Annotated in this window: 17 protein-coding genes and 1 tRNA gene; 16 read left to right on the top strand and 2 right to left on the bottom strand. The window is 38.4% G+C overall.

From position 1 onward, the window contains the following. Window positions 1–82: 82 nt before the first annotated feature. The 11 genes from trpE (at window position 83) to IEV27_RS12100 (ending at window position 11,221) form a co-directional block, all read left to right on the top strand. Entirely contained in the window at window positions 83–1,591 is a 1,509-nt protein-coding gene (gene trpE / locus IEV27_RS12150) for an anthranilate synthase component I (protein WP_188377769.1), read from the top strand. Then, a complete protein-coding gene (trpD, locus tag IEV27_RS12145) occupies window positions 1,588–2,610 on the top strand; it encodes an anthranilate phosphoribosyltransferase (protein ID WP_188377768.1) in 1,023 nt (340 codons plus the stop codon). The genes trpE and trpD overlap by 4 nt, the downstream gene beginning before the upstream one ends. Further along, window positions 2,603–3,364, top strand: coding sequence for an indole-3-glycerol phosphate synthase TrpC (gene trpC / locus IEV27_RS12140; protein ID WP_188377767.1), 762 nt, complete (start codon window positions 2,603–2,605; stop codon window positions 3,362–3,364). The genes trpD and trpC overlap by 8 nt, the downstream gene beginning before the upstream one ends. Continuing rightward, window positions 3,364–4,020 (top strand): phosphoribosylanthranilate isomerase, encoded by a 657-nt coding sequence (locus IEV27_RS12135; RefSeq protein WP_188377766.1) that lies wholly within the window; start codon window positions 3,364–3,366, stop codon window positions 4,018–4,020. The genes trpC and IEV27_RS12135 overlap by 1 nt, the downstream gene beginning before the upstream one ends. Next, a complete protein-coding gene (gene trpB / locus IEV27_RS12130; protein ID WP_188377765.1) occupies window positions 4,001–5,194 on the top strand; it encodes a tryptophan synthase subunit beta in 1,194 nt (397 codons plus the stop codon). The genes IEV27_RS12135 and trpB overlap by 20 nt, the downstream gene beginning before the upstream one ends. Before the next feature lies 1 nt (window position 5,195). Continuing rightward, window positions 5,196–5,996, top strand: coding sequence for a tryptophan synthase subunit alpha (trpA, locus tag IEV27_RS12125; RefSeq protein ID WP_188377764.1), 801 nt, complete (start codon window positions 5,196–5,198; stop codon window positions 5,994–5,996). 25 nt (window positions 5,997–6,021) lie between these two features. Further along, on the top strand, window positions 6,022–6,618 hold the full coding sequence (locus tag IEV27_RS12120; protein ID WP_188377763.1) for an anthranilate synthase component II: 597 nt from the start codon (window positions 6,022–6,024) through the stop codon (window positions 6,616–6,618). A gap of 274 nt (window positions 6,619–6,892) precedes the next feature. Next, window positions 6,893–6,965 (top strand) — tRNA-Ala (locus IEV27_RS12115). Between the two features lie 589 nt (window positions 6,966–7,554). Beyond that, window positions 7,555–8,298, top strand: a complete 744-nt coding sequence (locus tag IEV27_RS12110; protein WP_188377762.1) for a hypothetical protein — start codon at window positions 7,555–7,557, stop codon at window positions 8,296–8,298. Window positions 8,299–8,664: 366 nt separating this feature from the next. Continuing rightward, a complete protein-coding gene (locus IEV27_RS12105) occupies window positions 8,665–9,837 on the top strand; it encodes a hypothetical protein (RefSeq protein WP_188377761.1) in 1,173 nt (390 codons plus the stop codon). A 394-nt stretch (window positions 9,838–10,231) separates the two neighbouring features. Further along, window positions 10,232–11,221 (top strand): hypothetical protein, encoded by a 990-nt coding sequence (locus tag IEV27_RS12100; protein ID WP_188377760.1) that lies wholly within the window; start codon window positions 10,232–10,234, stop codon window positions 11,219–11,221. 84 nt (window positions 11,222–11,305) lie between these two features. Here the strand turns inward: IEV27_RS12100 and IEV27_RS12095 are convergent, their stop codons facing one another. Beyond that, window positions 11,306–12,487: a tyrosine-type recombinase/integrase gene (locus IEV27_RS12095; RefSeq protein ID WP_188377759.1), complete on the bottom strand. Its 1,182-nt coding sequence runs from the start codon at window positions 12,485–12,487 to the stop codon at window positions 11,306–11,308. Between the two features lie 2 nt (window positions 12,488–12,489). Continuing rightward, complete coding sequence (locus IEV27_RS12090; protein WP_188377758.1) at window positions 12,490–13,533, bottom strand: hypothetical protein; 1,044 nt, start codon at window positions 13,531–13,533, stop codon at window positions 12,490–12,492. A gap of 243 nt (window positions 13,534–13,776) precedes the next feature. Here IEV27_RS12090 and IEV27_RS12085 point away from each other — a divergent pair, with 243 nt between their 5' ends. The 5 genes from IEV27_RS12085 (at window position 13,777) to IEV27_RS12065 (ending at window position 17,155) form a co-directional block, all read left to right on the top strand. Continuing rightward, on the top strand, window positions 13,777–13,944 hold the full coding sequence (locus tag IEV27_RS12085) for a glutamine synthetase (RefSeq protein ID WP_188377757.1): 168 nt from the start codon (window positions 13,777–13,779) through the stop codon (window positions 13,942–13,944). A gap of 73 nt (window positions 13,945–14,017) precedes the next feature. Then, window positions 14,018–14,209: a helix-turn-helix domain-containing protein gene (locus tag IEV27_RS12080; protein WP_188377756.1), complete on the top strand. Its 192-nt coding sequence runs from the start codon at window positions 14,018–14,020 to the stop codon at window positions 14,207–14,209. 33 nt (window positions 14,210–14,242) lie between these two features. Next, entirely contained in the window at window positions 14,243–15,094 is an 852-nt protein-coding gene (locus tag IEV27_RS12075; RefSeq protein ID WP_209488431.1) for a bifunctional DNA primase/polymerase, read from the top strand. Window positions 15,095–15,098: 4 nt separating this feature from the next. Next, the gene (locus tag IEV27_RS12070) at window positions 15,099–16,745 is read left to right on the top strand and encodes an AICE element replication initiation protein (RefSeq protein WP_188377755.1); all 1,647 of its coding nucleotides are present in this window, start codon (window positions 15,099–15,101) and stop codon (window positions 16,743–16,745) included. Continuing rightward, on the top strand, window positions 16,742–17,155 hold the full coding sequence (locus tag IEV27_RS12065) for a hypothetical protein (protein WP_188377754.1): 414 nt from the start codon (window positions 16,742–16,744) through the stop codon (window positions 17,153–17,155). Before IEV27_RS12070 ends, IEV27_RS12065 begins: the two co-directional genes overlap by 4 nt.

The raw sequence follows: 17,155 nt of genomic DNA, 5'->3' as shown, positions 1-17,155 counted from the left end.
TTTTTACTACCCTTTTTCATCCCACATATATAATCCCTCAACGTCTCATTTTCCATAATGAATTATGGAGAGGTGAGCGCAGATGAGTTTAACAACAAAGGAATCATTCCTTCAAGATGCGAAGGACTACCACACGATTCCAGTTTCCCAGTCCTTTTATACAGACACTTTAACACCGATTCACATGTTTCACGCGTTACGTGATGAAGCTGTATATATGCTAGAAAGCCAAGACCCTGAATCGCCATGGTCTAATTTCTCATTCATTGGTTTAGATCCAATGATAGAAGTGAAACAAGTAGAGGGATCTTTTGTGATTGAAGACTTTCATCATCATAAAAGCTGGACAGCGGGATCCTTTAAAGAAGCTTTTGAGCAGACAGTAGATGATTTAAACGTCAAACAAGCTGAAGTTCCTCTTCCATTTAAAGGAGGAGCTGTAGGTTATATCGCTTATGATGCGATTTCAGATTATGAGCCCGTACCTTACGCAGAACCAGATCATATCGATCTTTCTAATTATCATTTACTATTCTGTCAAACGCTGATTGCGTACAATCATAAAACGAAAGAAACGACGATTTTAACGTTTTCCCGGATCAACGGGGAGGCCCCTGATCGTAAATACAACGAAGCAGTCAGTCGACTTCAGAACGTAAGCCAGCGATTAAAAGAAAATAGCTTCTTACCAGATCTAATGCTCACGGACGAGTCATCTGACTACTCCATTGAGCTCATTAGTAATTATAAAAAAGAAGATTTCAAACGTGATGTTGAAAAAATAAAAGAGTACATTTTAGCGGGCGACGTTTTCCAAGCGGTGCTATCCCAGCGTTTTCAAACGAGAACAGAACGAAGCGGCTTTGAACTTTACCGTATATTAAGAAAAGTGAATCCATCACCTTATATGTTTTATTTGCATTTTGAAGATGTAGAAGTGATGGGAAGTTCACCTGAGCGCCTGTTAGAAGTTCAGGACGGCGAGCTTGAAATTCACCCAATTGCCGGAACAAGAAAACGAGGAACTACAAAGGAAGAAGACGATGCACTGGCGGAAGAGCTTTTAGCCGATGAAAAAGAACAAGCCGAACACCGGATGCTCGTCGACTTAGCAAGGAACGACATGGGGCGAGTGGCTGAGTTTGGATCGGTGAAGGTATTCGATTATATGACGATCGGCCGGTTCTCAAAAGTGATGCACATCATTAGTAAAGTAACGGGACAGTTGAAAGAAGGCGTATCACCAATAGATGCCCTTATTTCCGCTTACCCGGCAGGTACTTTATCCGGTGCACCGAAGATCCGCGCGATGCAAATTTTACGAGAATTAGAACCAACCCCACGTCATTTATATGGTGGCGGTGTTGTTTATTTAGGGTTTGATGGAAATATAGACTCGTGTATTACGATTCGAACGATGACAAAAGTAGGTGACCAAGTTTACGTTCAAGCAGGAGCAGGAGTGGTCGCTGATTCAGATCCCGAATCCGAATATCAAGAAACGATTAATAAAGCAAGTGCCTTAAAACGCACGATAGAGATAGCTGAGCAAGCATTTGAGAAGAGCAGAGAAGGAGTCGAGACGAAATGAAAAACATTTTAAGCGAAGTAGTAGAAGGTAAAACGTTAACGGAAGACGCTGCTTATGAAGCCATGAATGAAATTATGCAGGGCAACGTGACGACAGGACAGCTGATGAGTTTATTATCCGTTATTCGTCATCGCGGAGAAACTGTAGAAGAAATGACAGGATTCGTTCGTGCCATGCGTGCCAATATGACGAAGCTGGACGTAGACCATGATGACATCGTAGATACGTGCGGTACTGGCGGAGATGGCAGCTCCACTTTTAACATATCTACTGCTGTTTCGATTATTTTGGCGTCGATGGATGTGAAAGTGGCTAAACACGGCAACCGTAAAGTGTCTTCTAAAAGTGGAAGTGCTGATGTATTAGAAACATTAGGCATCCCTATTGATACAACACCAGCAGAGGGAGCGAAAGCTATTTCTGAAAAAGGGATGACCTTTATGTTCGCCCCTAATTATCATCAAGCGATGAAGCATGCCGGGCCAGCTCGTCAGGAATTAGGCTTTCGTACGGTCTTTAATTTATTAGGCCCAATGTCTAATCCGGCGAACGCCAAACGTCAGCTTATCGGCATTTATGATACGGCTTACGCTGAAAAGATGGCCGAAACGCTGAACAAGTTAGGCTCAAAGCACGTTCTTCTTGTGACCGGCCGTGATGGACTCGATGAAATCACGATCACGGGTGGAACAGATGTTGTAGAGCTTAAGGATGGAGAAATTACACGCTTTACTCTTACTCCAGAAGATTTGGGATTAAAGAGCGGAGAATTAAAGGATATTCAAATTAATACGACCGACGATAGTGCGCGCATTATCGAACAAGTATTGCGAGGTTCAGCAAACGAAAGCGCAATGACCATTGTGACGATGAATGCAGCAGCAGGATTATATGTTGCTGGAAAAGCAGCAGATCTACGCGAAGGCGTTCAGCGCGTGCAGCAAGCGATTGAAAGCGGCACAGTGTATAATTATTTCACATCGATTCAGGAAGAAAGGGAGCGACGTCAGTATGCTTGATACCATCTTAGCGATCAAACAACAAGAAATCGAACGACTCTATTTACCAGAAGCGGCTGAAGTTGAACATTATTCTTTTGCTGACTCTTTACGAAACACGCCAAATAAAGCAGGACTTATAGCAGAAGTGAAAAAAGCCTCCCCTTCAAAAGGAATTATTCGTGATGACTTTAACCACGTAATGGTAGGTAAACAATACAATGACGCTGGTGTAGAAGCGATTTCTGTCTTAACCGATCAGCATTTCTTCCAAGGACATCGTGATTTTTTAACCGACATTAAAAAGTTTGTTCAGGTTCCTGTGATGCGTAAGGATTTCATTATTGATCCTTTGCAAGTGGAGGAAAGCAAGCTAATGGGAGCGGACGCTATTCTTCTAATTGGAGAAGCGCTGGAACCTAAGAAGCTGCACGAATTGTACCTTCAAGCGTATGAATCTGGGTTAGAGGTACTTGTAGAAGTTCACAGTGAAGCTGTTTTAGAAGGTGTATTGAATGAATTTACCCCAGAAGTACTAGGTATTAACAATCGCAACCTTCATACGTTTGAAACGAAGCTTGAGCAAACGGAAAGAATGGCAAAGCAGGCACCGAAGGAATCACTGCTCGTATCAGAAAGCGGCATTTTCACGTATGAAGATATTGAGAAAGTAGTCGACTATGGGGCACAGGCGGTATTAGTTGGCGAGTCATTGATGCGCCAAAACAATATTAAAAAAGCGGTGAAGGATTTAGTAAACGGGGTGAATGTATAATGCGTGAACCTCTAGTCAAGCTGTGTGGAAATCGTTCGGCTAGTGATGTGGAAAAGAGTGCAAACTCAAATGCTACACACCTTGGGTTTATTTTTGTAAGAAGAACGAAGCGGTATGTCCGCCCTGAACGCGTCGGGCAGTGGATTCGCCGCACGCAGCCTAAGCAGAAACTAGTCGGTGTATTCGTAAATCCAACCGTCGAACAATTAGAAGAAGTCCTCACCTTTGTCTCCCTGGATGTGATCCAGCTTCACGGCAGCGAAACCGTTTCTGAGATTTTAAAAATCAAAGAAGCCTTTGGCCTTCCAGTATGGAAAGTGGTCCATCATAGTGAAGATGCACTGGAGAAAATGGAGGTGTTTAAAGGAGTAGCGGACGGATATGTTATCGATTCAAAAGTGAAAGGTGCGCACGGCGGCACCGGAGTAAGCTTCGATTGGAGCACAGTGGAAGACTACGTGCGCGTATCGAATGAACAAAACGTTACTTGCTTTATTGCAGGAGGAATTACGCCGGAGAACGTCGATCAGCTGCTCGATCATGAGCCAGAAGGCATTGACATTTCCAGCGGTATTGAAACGAACGAACAGAAAGATCTATATAAAATTCAAGCGATCATGAAAGAGGTGGGCCGACATGTTGCAAGCATTTCCTGATATAAAAGGGCGCTTTGGAGATTTTGGCGGAAAATACGTCCCTGAAACGTTAATGGGACCTTTACAAGAGCTAGAAGCAGCGCTCGATGAAGCTATGAACGATCAAGCATTTTTAGATGAATATCATCACGTACTAAAAGAATATGCGGGCCGCCCGACGTCTTTAAGCTACGCTGACCAGCTAAGTGAACACCTTGGAGGCGCGAAAGTTTACTTGAAGCGTGAAGATTTAAACCACACGGGTGCGCATAAGCTTAACAATGCCATTGGCCAAGGTTTATTAGCTAAACGCATGGGCAAAAAGAAAATCATTGCAGAAACGGGCGCCGGTCAGCACGGGGTCGCTTCGGCCACTGTAGCTGCTAAGTTCGGACTGGAATGTAAAGTGTTTATGGGGGAAGAAGACATTCGCCGTCAGGAGCTTAACGTCTTTCGAATGAAGCTGTTAGGCGCAGAAGTGATTTCTGTGTCCAGCGGAAACGGGACGTTAAAAGATGCAACAAACGAAGCGATTCGTTACTGGGTAGCGAATTGCGAAGACCATTTCTATTTAATTGGATCTGTCGTAGGTCCTCATCCTTATCCACGTATGGTGCGGGACTTCCAGCGAGTGATCGGCGACGAGTCGAAGAAGCAGTTTTTAGAAGTAGAAGATGAACTGCCTGACCGTATCTATGCATGTGTAGGCGGAGGAAGTAACGCAATGGGAATCTTTTATCCATTCTTAGAGGATACTTCTGAGCTGATCGGAGTGGAAGCAGCAGGAAAAGGGATTGACACCCCAGAACACGCAGCTACCTTAACAAAAGGTACGCCAGGTGTCATTCACGGCTCCATGACGTATTTAATGCAGGATGTGAACGGACAAATCACGGAGCCTTACTCCATTTCTGCAGGACTTGATTACCCTGGAATAGGACCCGAGCACGCGCACCTTTTTCAGACAAAACAAGTACGTTATGAATCCATTACAGATAAAGAAGCATTAGATGCACTGAAGCTGTTAACGGAGCAAGAAGGGATTATCCCAGCAATTGAGAGTGCGCACGCATTGGCTCAAGCATTTAAAGAAGCTGGTGAAATGTCTTCTGACCAGACGATACTCATCAATCTATCAGGACGCGGTGATAAAGATATGGCGACGTTGATGGAACACTTTCAGGAGGAGGACTAATATGCTGACGCAAACATCATTTCAAGGGAAGCTGACAAAAACAGAAGACTTGTTCATCCCGTTTGTCGTAGCGGGCGATCCAACTCCTGAATTAACGATTCAATTTGCTTTAAAGCTGCAGGAAGCCGGTGCGGATATTCTTGAATTAGGTGTCCCTTATTCAGATCCGCTGGCTGACGGCCCAACGATACAGCGTGCGGCACAGCGTGCATTAAAGCAAGGCATGTCACTGACGAAAGCCATTGAGCTTGTACCTAAGCTGCGTGAAGCGGGAGTGAAGATTCCTGTAGTCATTTTTACGTATTATAACCCCGTGCTGCAGCTAGGCTATGACCGTTTCTTTGAAATACTTGAGGAGAACGGAGCAGAGGGTGTACTCATCCCTGACCTTCCTTACGAAGAAAGCGAAGAAATTCGCGGACTGGCTGAAGAAAAAGGGGTCGAGTTTATTTCACTTGTGGCTCCTAATTCTGATACGCGTATTAAGCAAATCGCCGAGCATGCCAAAGGGTTTCTATATTGCGTATCGACCCTAGGCGTTACAGGTGGAAGCAACCAAATGTCCGCTGAAACGTTATCGTTTATTAAAAAAGTAAAAGAACACAGTAATGTTCCGGTTGCCGTAGGATTCGGCGTCTCAACAAACGAGGACGTACAGCTTGTTAGAGATCATTCCGACGGTGTCATTATCGGAAGTAAAATCATTCGACTAATTGAAGGTGAGCTAGAAGCGTTTGAGAATGGAAAAGAAGAGGAAGCTCTCGAACGTTTTTATCAAGAGATTCATGAACTCGTAAAATGAATCTAGAGTAGAGGAGCTGAGCAGAGTGATTTATATGATCGACCACTACGATTCCTTCACCTACAACCTTGTCCAGTACTTAGGTGAGCTAGGAGAAGAAGTGATTGTAAGACGGAATGATGAAGTAACATTTGAAGAGATCGACGAACGGCAGCCAGATCTTTTGTTTCTATCCCCAGGGCCTTGTTCCCCGGATGAAACAGGAATTACGCTGGATGTGATTGATCGATATAAGACAAGTATTCCGATGTTTGGTGTGTGCTTAGGTCATCAGTCGATCGCTCAAGTTTTCGGAGGCAAAGTTGTACGTGCTGACCGCCTGATGCACGGCAAGAGCTCGGAGATCTTTCATGACGGACGCTCGATTTACAAAGATCTTAACAACCCAATGGAAGCGATGCGCTATCACTCCTTAATCGTCGACAAACAAGACGTCCCGGAGTGCTTTGAAATCACAGCAGCGACCGTCGAAGGAGAAATTATGGGCATTCGCCACTTGGAATACCCTATTGAAGGCGTCCAATTTCATCCTGAATCCATCGGCACAAATGATGGGATGCAGCTGTTGAAAAATTTAGTGGATCAGCTGAAGGAAGAAAAAGAAGAAGTGGCAGCGGATTAGACCGCATAAAAGAAGTCTATCATTGGATCTCTTATTGTTATGAAGAGGTCCTCTGGTAGGCTTTTTTGTGGATGAGAGGGAAAGGTGAAATGTCAGAATAAACTGCCCAAATGTCAGAAAAATAGCTTGAAATGTCGGAATAACTAAGTCAAATGTCAGAAAAACACGGTGAAATGTAAGAAATAATTTCTGAAATGTTATAATTAATTTTTAAAAGTATTGAACAGAAGAATGAAAAGCGATATAATAATTCTTGTCCAAAAAAATTATATATGGGGCATTAGCTCAGCTGGGAGAGCGCTACACTGGCAGTGTAGAGGTCAGCGGTTCGAGCCCGCTATGCTCCACTAATACAGAACACGAAAAACCCTTGCTATGCAGGGGTTTTTCTTATGTTTACAAATAGTACAGTCACCGTTTGTAATGGTGGTACAGCAGATTTGGGGACGAATTGGGGACAGTTTCAAAAAAAGTGATATTTTGTTGGTAAGAGATCCACTCATAATAAAAAATTCCCACTCTTAAGAATGTATCTGCAGCAAGCACTATTACTAGATTGATCATATATATAATGAATGCAATAAATTACTAACTAAACTGCCTTCATTTTAATAGTGGCATTAGTAGGGGGTTATTTACTCTCTTTTTTAGATAGAAAGTAAAGAATACTGTCACTTGCGTCACTACCGTCACCGTTGTTCTCTCACAAGAGGTTTAAAGGTGACGGTTATATTTTAGGAACGTCACCGAAGTCACCTTACAGTCAGAATATTAGTTGTTACATACAAGGGCAGGAGTGCTGAATATTTGATTTCGAGATAATTTATACCTTGGAAGATGTAGAGTTATACTTCCTACAACAAATGTTATTAAAAGAAAAAGGACATTTCCCACATTTTATCGAATTAATAATATAGATAAATTGGAGGGATAATTATGAGGAAATTGCATTGTGAAGCACTGATAGAGGATCTTGAAGAAATGATTCCTGAGATTAAAAATAAAACAGATTTACATGTTCAATCAAGTGAACCTGAAGTTATCATACCGAGAGTAAAAAGCTTTTTTGAGCATAATAGGAGTGTTTTAGAGTATTGTGCAAATGATGTATTTGAGTTATTGGTGAGTAAAGAAAATAGAACGAAAAAATTAAAAAGTCGATACAAAAATGTATATTTTCCTTATGGAGAAACAAAGGAGATATTTGAGCGAAATTTTAATAATAATTTACCGGGGTTAAGTCAACAAAACCATTCTATATACAAACTTATTTCAGGACTACAGGATTTTAACAGAAGGGATGATAAAAAGTTTTTAAACTACATGTGCAGAGTGACAAACAAAAACAAGCATGATCAACTCTCTACACAAGAAAGAAGAAGTGAGAAAACAGTTAACATTGGAAATTTTATAAGCTCAACAAACAGTAACGTAACAATTTCTGGTGGTACTTATAATGGACTTCCTATGGGAGATTTCAAGATTACTACTGATGGTGAAATAATTGGTAAAATTAATTTGCAACTCTTAAAAGAAACCGTAATTATTGAAAATGGTTTCTTAATATTTAAGGATTCTGGAAAAAAGGTTTTACCTTTCTTAGAGTTGTGCAAGGAAGAAGTAAAATCATTCTATATAGAATTATATAAATTATTAAACGATGCTGTAGAAAAGAACTAAAGGATAGTTTGAGATTTCATCATAGATATCTCGAACTCAGGTATTTTATATAGGGACAGGTTTGTTTAAGAGTGCAATCTGATTAACTTTTATGGGAGCAGAGTGATGATTAAGAAATAGAGAATACTGTACTATACTAAAATTGCTTATTAAACTCTCGTGATTATGCACTATTCATTTTGTAGGGAGTGGAAGAATATCTAGCTCATAAGATCTTTAGCCCTCGACTCGTCCAAATTCGTTCTTCTCTTAATTTTAAAATGTTATTTGAACCAATACCCACTTATGTAAAGAAGCTGTTTTAGACCGAGATATAACCTAAGAATTACCCTATTATAGAATTTAATTAGCGGGGAGGTTAATACAATGCCAAGAGCTGTAACATCAGATCACGTATTATTTAACGAATGTATTCCGATATTTCGTCCGAAAGAAATCAAGATGACTGAAAATGGTAATACCACTATCGGTTATTTACTACTAGATTTTAGACTTGATGAAGAGTTAGATTTTGAATATTTTAAGATTGATCCAACCTATGAAGTAAGACTTTCAGGAGCATATGCAAGTTTTATTGCACCTGTTCACTTACCTAAATGGTTTGAGTGGGAGCATAATACACATCTATTTACTATTGCTCTTGCGTCGGTTTTTTCTTTTGCTACGAGAAGACCGGTAAAAGCACCTCGTGATGGGTATATATCAAGAAGAGCGAATTTAGATGAGAGTTCACTTAACGAATTAGCTATTCAATTTCCAGTGTTAACTGCAGGACCAGGGGCACATGAAACCAGTATATCTAAAGAAACATTAAATAGGATGTATGAAAAATTAAAAGAAACATTCAAAATGCTTTATGGTATACCTTATGAATTCTATGAAAATTCAATGCAATCTATAAGACTTGTCCATTTATCCCATCTTAATAAAAGGGATGATTTCGGATTAGCATACTATCTCTTGGTTTCATCAATGGAGACTATAGCAAAAAAGGCTGTAAAGAGAAAGAGGTTTGTAATCAAACACCCAAAAGAAGATAAGTGGAAGGAAATGGCCAAGACAAATAAGGACATTGAAGATTTACTAAGGTTGTACAAGGAAGAACGTGGTAAATCCCAGTTTTTGGGTAAGAGAGTTGTAGAATTTATTATGAAATATTGCCCACCTGAGCAATGGCTAGACTTAGAACACCCAAGAGCGAATATGGCGAGTTATATAGAAGAACTTACCGGTCGCAAGGAAGAGTGGTATTTACAGAAACAATGGTATGAGAAATACCCTCAAGATTTTACTGAGGATGAGATAAGGAAAATTCTTAATGACCTCTATGTTCACAGATCAAAGTTTACGCATGAAGGTAAAAATCCTCCTCATCAAAATCCGGATAGTAGTAACAGATTTTTTGATATTCAAACATTGGTTACAGAAAAAAAGGATGAATATATAATTGAAGATATAACGTTACCTAATTTTCAACTTGTATCCTTTATTGCAAATCGCACAATACAAAATTATTTAAAGGATAAAGTTAATCCCTAATTTTTAAGAGATATGTAGATTTTGATGCAGAGTATAGGAATGAGTTTATAGTTGTTTCTAGTCTATTGCTGTTCTTAGGTTCTATTACTGTAATTGGGACTATTGTTTACCAGGTTATGGTTGAGAATGGCAGTGTAAATCATACTGTACTTGATATCACAAACGCAATATGGGGGGGTCTTATAGTATCCTTTTTTAGCTTAAAGTTAACATTTATATTTGTCTCATTTTTAATTTTCTTTAATAATAAAGAAGAAAAAGAGGAAAAAGTGGTCACCCCCAAATTAAAGGAAAATGATAACTTTTAATAAAGAACGATAGAAGGAGTTTTATAAAAAACTGTTATAAGCTTTTAATTATTGGGTATTTCCCGTTGAGAGGGAGTAGGTAGAAAATGGAGATACACTTACATGATAATTATAATTTAGGAGAAAACGAAATCGCTTTGAATAAGGATATAAAAGATGAAATAAGCGATTTTTTCATTAAATATATTCAAAATTTGACTCAGACTGAAAAGAATTTCGACTTATCATTGTTAAAACACATCTATGTTCCTAATGACTATACTACTGAATTATATGAATTTCAAAGGGCTCAAGGTTTGAGAGAAGGTCACACAAAGAACGAAAAAGCTGAAGGACAAGCTATGGTGCTTACTTATGATGTGGAAAATGATAAGAAACTGGCAATTTTTATAAGAGCAGAAATGTTTTTCGGAGTCTTCACCTCTTTAACGTCAGTAAGTAATGAATTTCCTGATGAGACTGCAATGTGTTTAAACGTGTTTTATCACGAGCTTGTCCATGTTAGTGATGATTTTGTGCTTGATAAAGTAATCGATTTTAAGTCTATTCAAAATAATGGGATTTTAAATTCCACATTAACAATTGAATCCTTAAAGGTTTGGCAAGAGTATTATGCCTATAGAAAAGCAGCCCAACGTTATCCATACGGAGATATTCAGAGCTCCCATTTAAAAGAAATAAGTGATTGGATTATTGATGAGACAGAAAGTCTTAAAGAACAATTTCAAGTAGATAATGATATGGAAAAATTCATGGAATACTTCACATATAAAACTAGGTACTTTTTAAGAGTGCTTGTTTCAGTAGTTGGAAATATACAAGGACTTAATATTAGCCAAGAAAGAAAAGGAGAAATGCTGGATCTTATCAAAGAAAAAGCAATAAATAGTAAATTTGCTTCCTTAATTGATGAGCTTGATCGAATAATGAATGAACTTTTTAATTCCTATCCTCAAAAATGGAGGGGTAACCACGTTTTAAATGACTTAATTAAATTCATATCAGATTTTTGGAATAAATTGGATGTATATCCTTCTGAAATCTCTGATAGCGAAGTATATGTGGGTATTGATTAACTGTAACCTGGATTATTAACATTATAAAAAGGAGAAGGGTTATATGCTTCCCTTCTCCTTTTTTTGTTCAAGTATAGCCATGTTTCAATGAATACTATTAGGCGAGGGTTGGAATAAGCTATTTAGTTTATCTGCTGCTTCTTCATCTGCTTGCCGTACATAGTGGCCATAAATATTCATGGTGGTTTTAATGTCTGCATGGCCTAGACGCTCAGAAATGACCTTTGCATGAACTCCCTGATTGATTAGTAAAGTAGCAGCTGTGTGGCGTAGATCGTGAAAGCGAATATGTTTGAATCCTGTTCGTTTAATAAATCTTCTCCACCAAGTGCCTGGCACAGTAGGGTAGAGGGGCTTTCCATTCCAAGTAGAGAAAACAAAGCTATGATTACCGCCTTCCCAATGTTCTGCAACTTGTAGACGTTCTTTATTTTTCACATGCTTATATTCTTTTAATTCCTCAATGAGATGAATAGGGGCAACTACTGTACGTAAAGAACTCTTTGTTTTCGGCTTTCTTAATTGAAACCCTTCTTCCTTAATATGCTGCAATGTGTGATTCACCTCAATTGTACGCTTATCAAAGTCAATATCCTCCCATTGAAGCCCCAGGAGCTCTCCTCGTCTTAACCCAGTAGTAATGGCCAATTTAATTATTAAACTTTGGTGAATAGGTTGGTTTTCAAGCATACTAAATAATTGTTGTACTTCATCTTGAGTATAAACCTCCGTTTTTTTGCTTTCTATTTTTGGCCGCTTTACTGTTTTAACTGGACTTTCTTTAATCAGTTTCCATTCCGCGGCTCTATTAAATATATCTTCAAGAATTCGATAATGGTATAAAATACTGGTGGAAGCCAAGCCGCCCTCTTTTCCGTCTTTCCGAACACCATCATGTCCTAACGAGTCCAAGTAATTAATAATACGAATTGGTTTAATTTCATCTAGTTTTAGTTGGCCAAATGTAGGTATCAGATAGTTTCTTAATGGATAACTATAAGTTTCAATCGTTTTCGGTGCTAAGTGTTTCTTTGCATACTTCTCTTTCCATTCAGAAACAAACGATTCAAACTTCATTTTTGATGGATCAATATATGCTCCAGCTTCTATTTCTGTAACGAATTCAGCAAGCAGCTTTTTAGCCTCAGTTTTATTCTTGGCTTTTACAGTTCTTGTTTTCTTAACCCGCTTTCCTGCTTGGTCATATCCCATGCTATAAATTAACCGCCAAGAATTGTTACCACGCTTCTCTATACTACCCGCCATGGTTAACTATCTCCTTTTTTTTGCTTCTTTTTCATTCGGTTGTAAGCCATCTCGCAGCTACTTCTTTTTCTAAACGGCAGTGGTGGACAAAAGCGACGCCCTTCAAAGTCAACTTCAAATACATGATTGCAATATTCACACTTTCTTAATTCTGAATTATTCATCAAAGCATTTAACATTTGAAAGTATGCGTACTCAAAAAGATCTTTGAAAAATATTTTAGGAATAATTTTACCATCTTCAAAATCAGGGAGAATTTGCAAAGCTCTATGGTTATTGTGGAAATGTTCAGTTAACAATTCTTTAGCAGAATAAATCAAAGAATCATCATGTTCAATAGCAATTGAAAAAGCTGTTGTAATGTTATCAATTGTTGTATTAGACATTTGGGCAATAATATTATGGTGTCTTTCTAGCAAACTTTTTATTTTATTAGTGTCTTCGAAGATAATGGCTTCAAATAACGAAAAGTAGTACCTATATATAGTTAATTCATAAAATAGATAGTAAATATCAGTAAATGGTATTTGTACGTTAATGTCCGGGGAAGAGTGCTGTTCCAGAATATCTTCCTGAAGACCATAAGGAAGGCCAAAAACCTTTGAGAACTTAATCAAACTTTTGAAGTCAAACGGAGTTAACTTAGCTAATTCAGTATAAAGTGATTTTGCGGTTTCAAATTTGTAATTTTTAGTCTGAGAAGTGCTTTTCTCATTAATTCCAATAATTAACGGATCTTTTGTAATCAACTCCTCATAACTAAGCGTTCTATCAAACAGTTTAACTTCTAACTCTTCCAAAGGTAATTCCAAATAATTAGCCCATAGCTCTAAATCAGATCTTAGTGAATTAAAAGTTAAATCTAGTGATAATTCTTTGAAGTCTTTTTCAATACCTCTTTTTTCCAATAATCTCCCTATCATCTCTCCATTATTATTACCAAGTGAAAGACCCTTAATCTTAGTTGCGTCCTTGTAAATATGGTAGCCATCAAAAACGACAACTTCTTGTTTTGTTTTGAAGTCATTTAAAAAATTTTTTCGCATTGTAGTTTTTCCTTTCCGAAGAGTATTATTTTTTTGGTTCTTTTAGGATATAGCCCGCTACAATCAAATTAAATATGTTGAATTTAAATAAAAACAACATGTTTTTGGGTTTAAAAATAAAAAATATGTCGTTTTTTACTTTACATATAAAGAGAGGTCTATTATATTTATGTTAAAGGTATCATCAATAACAACATAATACAAATTGATTTAAGTCTATTTATGTAGTTTAGGAGGGATTGTATGAAGAATAAGGATATTAGAGAAGCAATTAGTAAAGCTGGATTGAGACATTGGCAAGTTGCTGAAGCTTATGGAATACATGAAGGTAATTTCAGTCGTTTGTTACGCAAAGAACTTAGTCCAGATCAGAAAGAAAAAGTGTTCCTAGTCATACAGAAATTAAAATAGGAAAGTGTGTAAGTTTTTTTAAACAAAATAGAAGGTTTTAAAGCATTTAATAATAATTGGGGAGGTTTTTAATATGGAGAAAACAACATTAACCACGCAAGAGGTAGCAGATTATATAGGTGTTTCCAAAGATTTAGTATATGCAATGGTAAGGAAAAAAGAGGTTCCACATGTCCGAGTAGGAACAAGGCTTTTATTTAAGAAGGATTCAATAGAAAGATGGTTGACCACCAAAGAAGAAGAGAGCATAAAAAATACGCCTTAGATAAACAAAGGCGTAGAAAGGTGGTTAATAAAATTGTCTAAACCTATTATACCAAAAAATGAAACTGAGAAAACAAAAATGCTAGAATCCGCAATTGCTTATGCCAGGTTTTTTCATTGGTCTGTTTTTCCGCTTCATTCTATTGTAAAAGGTCAATGTACTTGTGGCCGTTTGAACTGTGGAAGCCCAGGAAAGCATCCAAGAGTTAAAAGTGGTGTCAAGGAAGCGACTACAGACGAAGGTGTTATAAAAAATTGGTTTACTAAGTGGCCAAACAGCAATATAGGAGCTGCTACAGGAGAGAAAAGTGGATTTATAGCTGTAGATATTGACCCTAGACATGGTGGTGAAGCTTCATTAGATGAGTGGATTAGTGAGTATGGCCACTTTAAAACCGTTGAAGCAATCACAGGAAGTAAAGGGAAGCATATACTTTTCAATTATCCTGGTCAGTTAGGGAATCGAGCCAATGTAAAACCAGGAATAGATATTAGAGGGGACGGGGGCTATATTGTCCTGGCTCCCAGCAATCATATAAGTGGCAATCAGTATGAATGGGAATTGTCTAGTCGACCAGGAGAGGTTCGATTATCCGATATGCCTGAATGGCTACTAAAAGAACTGCAAGAAACAACAAAATCAACTATTAAAAAACCTTCAAGCCATTGGTCACACATAATCCAAGGTGTGGGAGAGGGAGAAAGAAATAATTCAGCTGCTTCTCTTGCTGGATATCTGCTAAGAAGACGATTAGATGCGAGTGTGGCTTACGAAATTATGCTTATGTGGAATGACCGAAATAATCCCCCTATGTCTCAGGATGATCTGGACAAAACTTACATGTCGATTTTAAAAAAAGAAGTCGATCGACTAGGAAGGGGGTAAGCAAATGAACACCATGAATGACTTGATGGAGCAATTTCAGGAACTCACTGAAAAGAAATCTACTGAACAGAATGAAAAGAAAACGCAATCACAGCTCTTATTAGAAATGGCAAGTCATATAGAGCTCTTTCATACACCTGATGATGAAGCTTATGCGCTTATCCCAGTCCATGGCCATAAAGAAGTTAGAAAAGTGAGAAGTCGGAATTTTAAACGATGGTTACAGCACAAGTATTATGACAAATTTAAGAAAGCAGCTGGCAGCCAGGCTGTAGAGGATACATTAAGTGCTCTGGAAGGTAAGGCCTTGTTTGAAGGTGAGGAGCACGATGTTCATTTAAGAGTAGCTGAATATGAGGACTCTATCTACATTGATCTGTGTAACAAGGACTGGCAGGCTATTCAAGTTCATTCAGGAGGATGGAATATAATAGATCAGCCCCCTGTTTACTTTAAACGCACAAACAACATGAGGCCTCTCCCAATACCTCAAAAAGGAGGGAGAGTTGACGATTTAAAACCCTTCTTGAATTACAAAGATGATACGCAATGGAAAATGATAACAGCTTGGCTGTTAGCCTCTATTCGCCCTAACTCTCCTTACCCAATTCTTACTGTTCAAGGTGAGCAAGGAAGCGCGAAGAGTACAACTACTAAAGCATTAAGGGCATTAATTGACCCTTCAGAGATGCCGTTACGTACTTTACCTAAAGATGAAAAAGAATTGTCTTTAGCTGCAAATAGTACATGGGTATTAGCTTTTGATAATTTAAGTGGCGTTTCCAATGTACTGAGTGATGGCTTATGCAAGATATCCACAGGAGGTGGATTGGCTACAAGGAAGCTATATACAGATGATGAAGAAGCTACTTTTAATGTCATGCGTCCCACCATACTCAATGGTATTGACGATATAGCAAAGAGACAGGATTTATTAGACCGTTCGATTGTTTTATTTCTTCCTTCTATTCCCGAAGATGAGAGAAGTGATGAAAAGACCTTTTGGGCGAGTTTTGAACAAGTAAAACCTCAGATCATGGGAGCTCTTTTGGATGCTATCAGTGGAGCTCTAAGTGAGATTAGCAACACTTATTTAGATAGCAAGCCTCGATTAGCGGACTTTGCATTATGGGCAACCGCTGCAGAACGAACGTTGGGTTGGTATAAAGGGGAATTCATGGACGTTTATAACCGAAACCGTAGTGATGCAATTGAACAAGGATTGGAGAGTAATCCTCTTGCTGTGGCTGTATTGGAGTTTATGGAGTATAGATCAGTCTGGGAAGCTACTTCATCTGAAACTTTAGCAAATCTTTCTAATTATGCAGGGGATGAACGAGTTAAGAAGAGTAAAGCTTGGCCATCAGTTAACAAGTTAAAAGAATGGTTAAGACGAATAGCCCCAGGATTAAAAACTAAAGGAATTATAATTACTGAACTTCCAAGAACGAAAAAACATAGAGGGTTAATTCGTATAGAAAATCTAATAAATACAGATGAAGATGACAGCTCTAAAAATAGGGGTGACATAGTGAATAATCCAACCGTCATCAATGAACCTAGTCATAGAAGGGATAGTGACGGTGGTGACACATTTAACAGTCATAAAGGTAGTCTTTCTAAAAATGCCTATAAGGATGTGGAGATATGAGCGTAGCTCACCAAATTATTCAAGAAGTCCATAAGTCAGGATGTGAATTATGGCCGCTTCAAGGAAAGTTAAAAATTTTAGAAGGAGAACGGCTGAATCCCCACCTCATTAATAAAGTTAGAGCTCATAAGGCAGACATTTTAGAATTATTTAAGTATGACGAGCAGGTAAAGCAGCTAGGCATGATCGTAGCAATATCTGGAGAATTATATACCTGGACAGTGAGTCCATTCAGCACGGCTTATATGGAGCGTACAGACAATGAATGGACAGCATGGCGTGAATCATATCAAAGAGGGACAAAAACAGCTACCCATGTAAAGATCATAGCAGAAAAAGACAACTTTCAGAATGTACTAGGTCGAACGGCAAAATATATAAACTTTATTGAGGAAAAAAGGGGGATTTAA

This window comes from Halobacillus andaensis (assembly GCF_014636475.1).
Taxonomy (GTDB): Bacteria; Bacillota; Bacilli; order Bacillales; family Halobacillaceae; genus Halobacillus_A; species Halobacillus_A andaensis.
The sequence above is the reverse complement of the archived record's forward strand: the minus strand, read 5'-3'. Positions and strand labels throughout refer to the sequence as shown.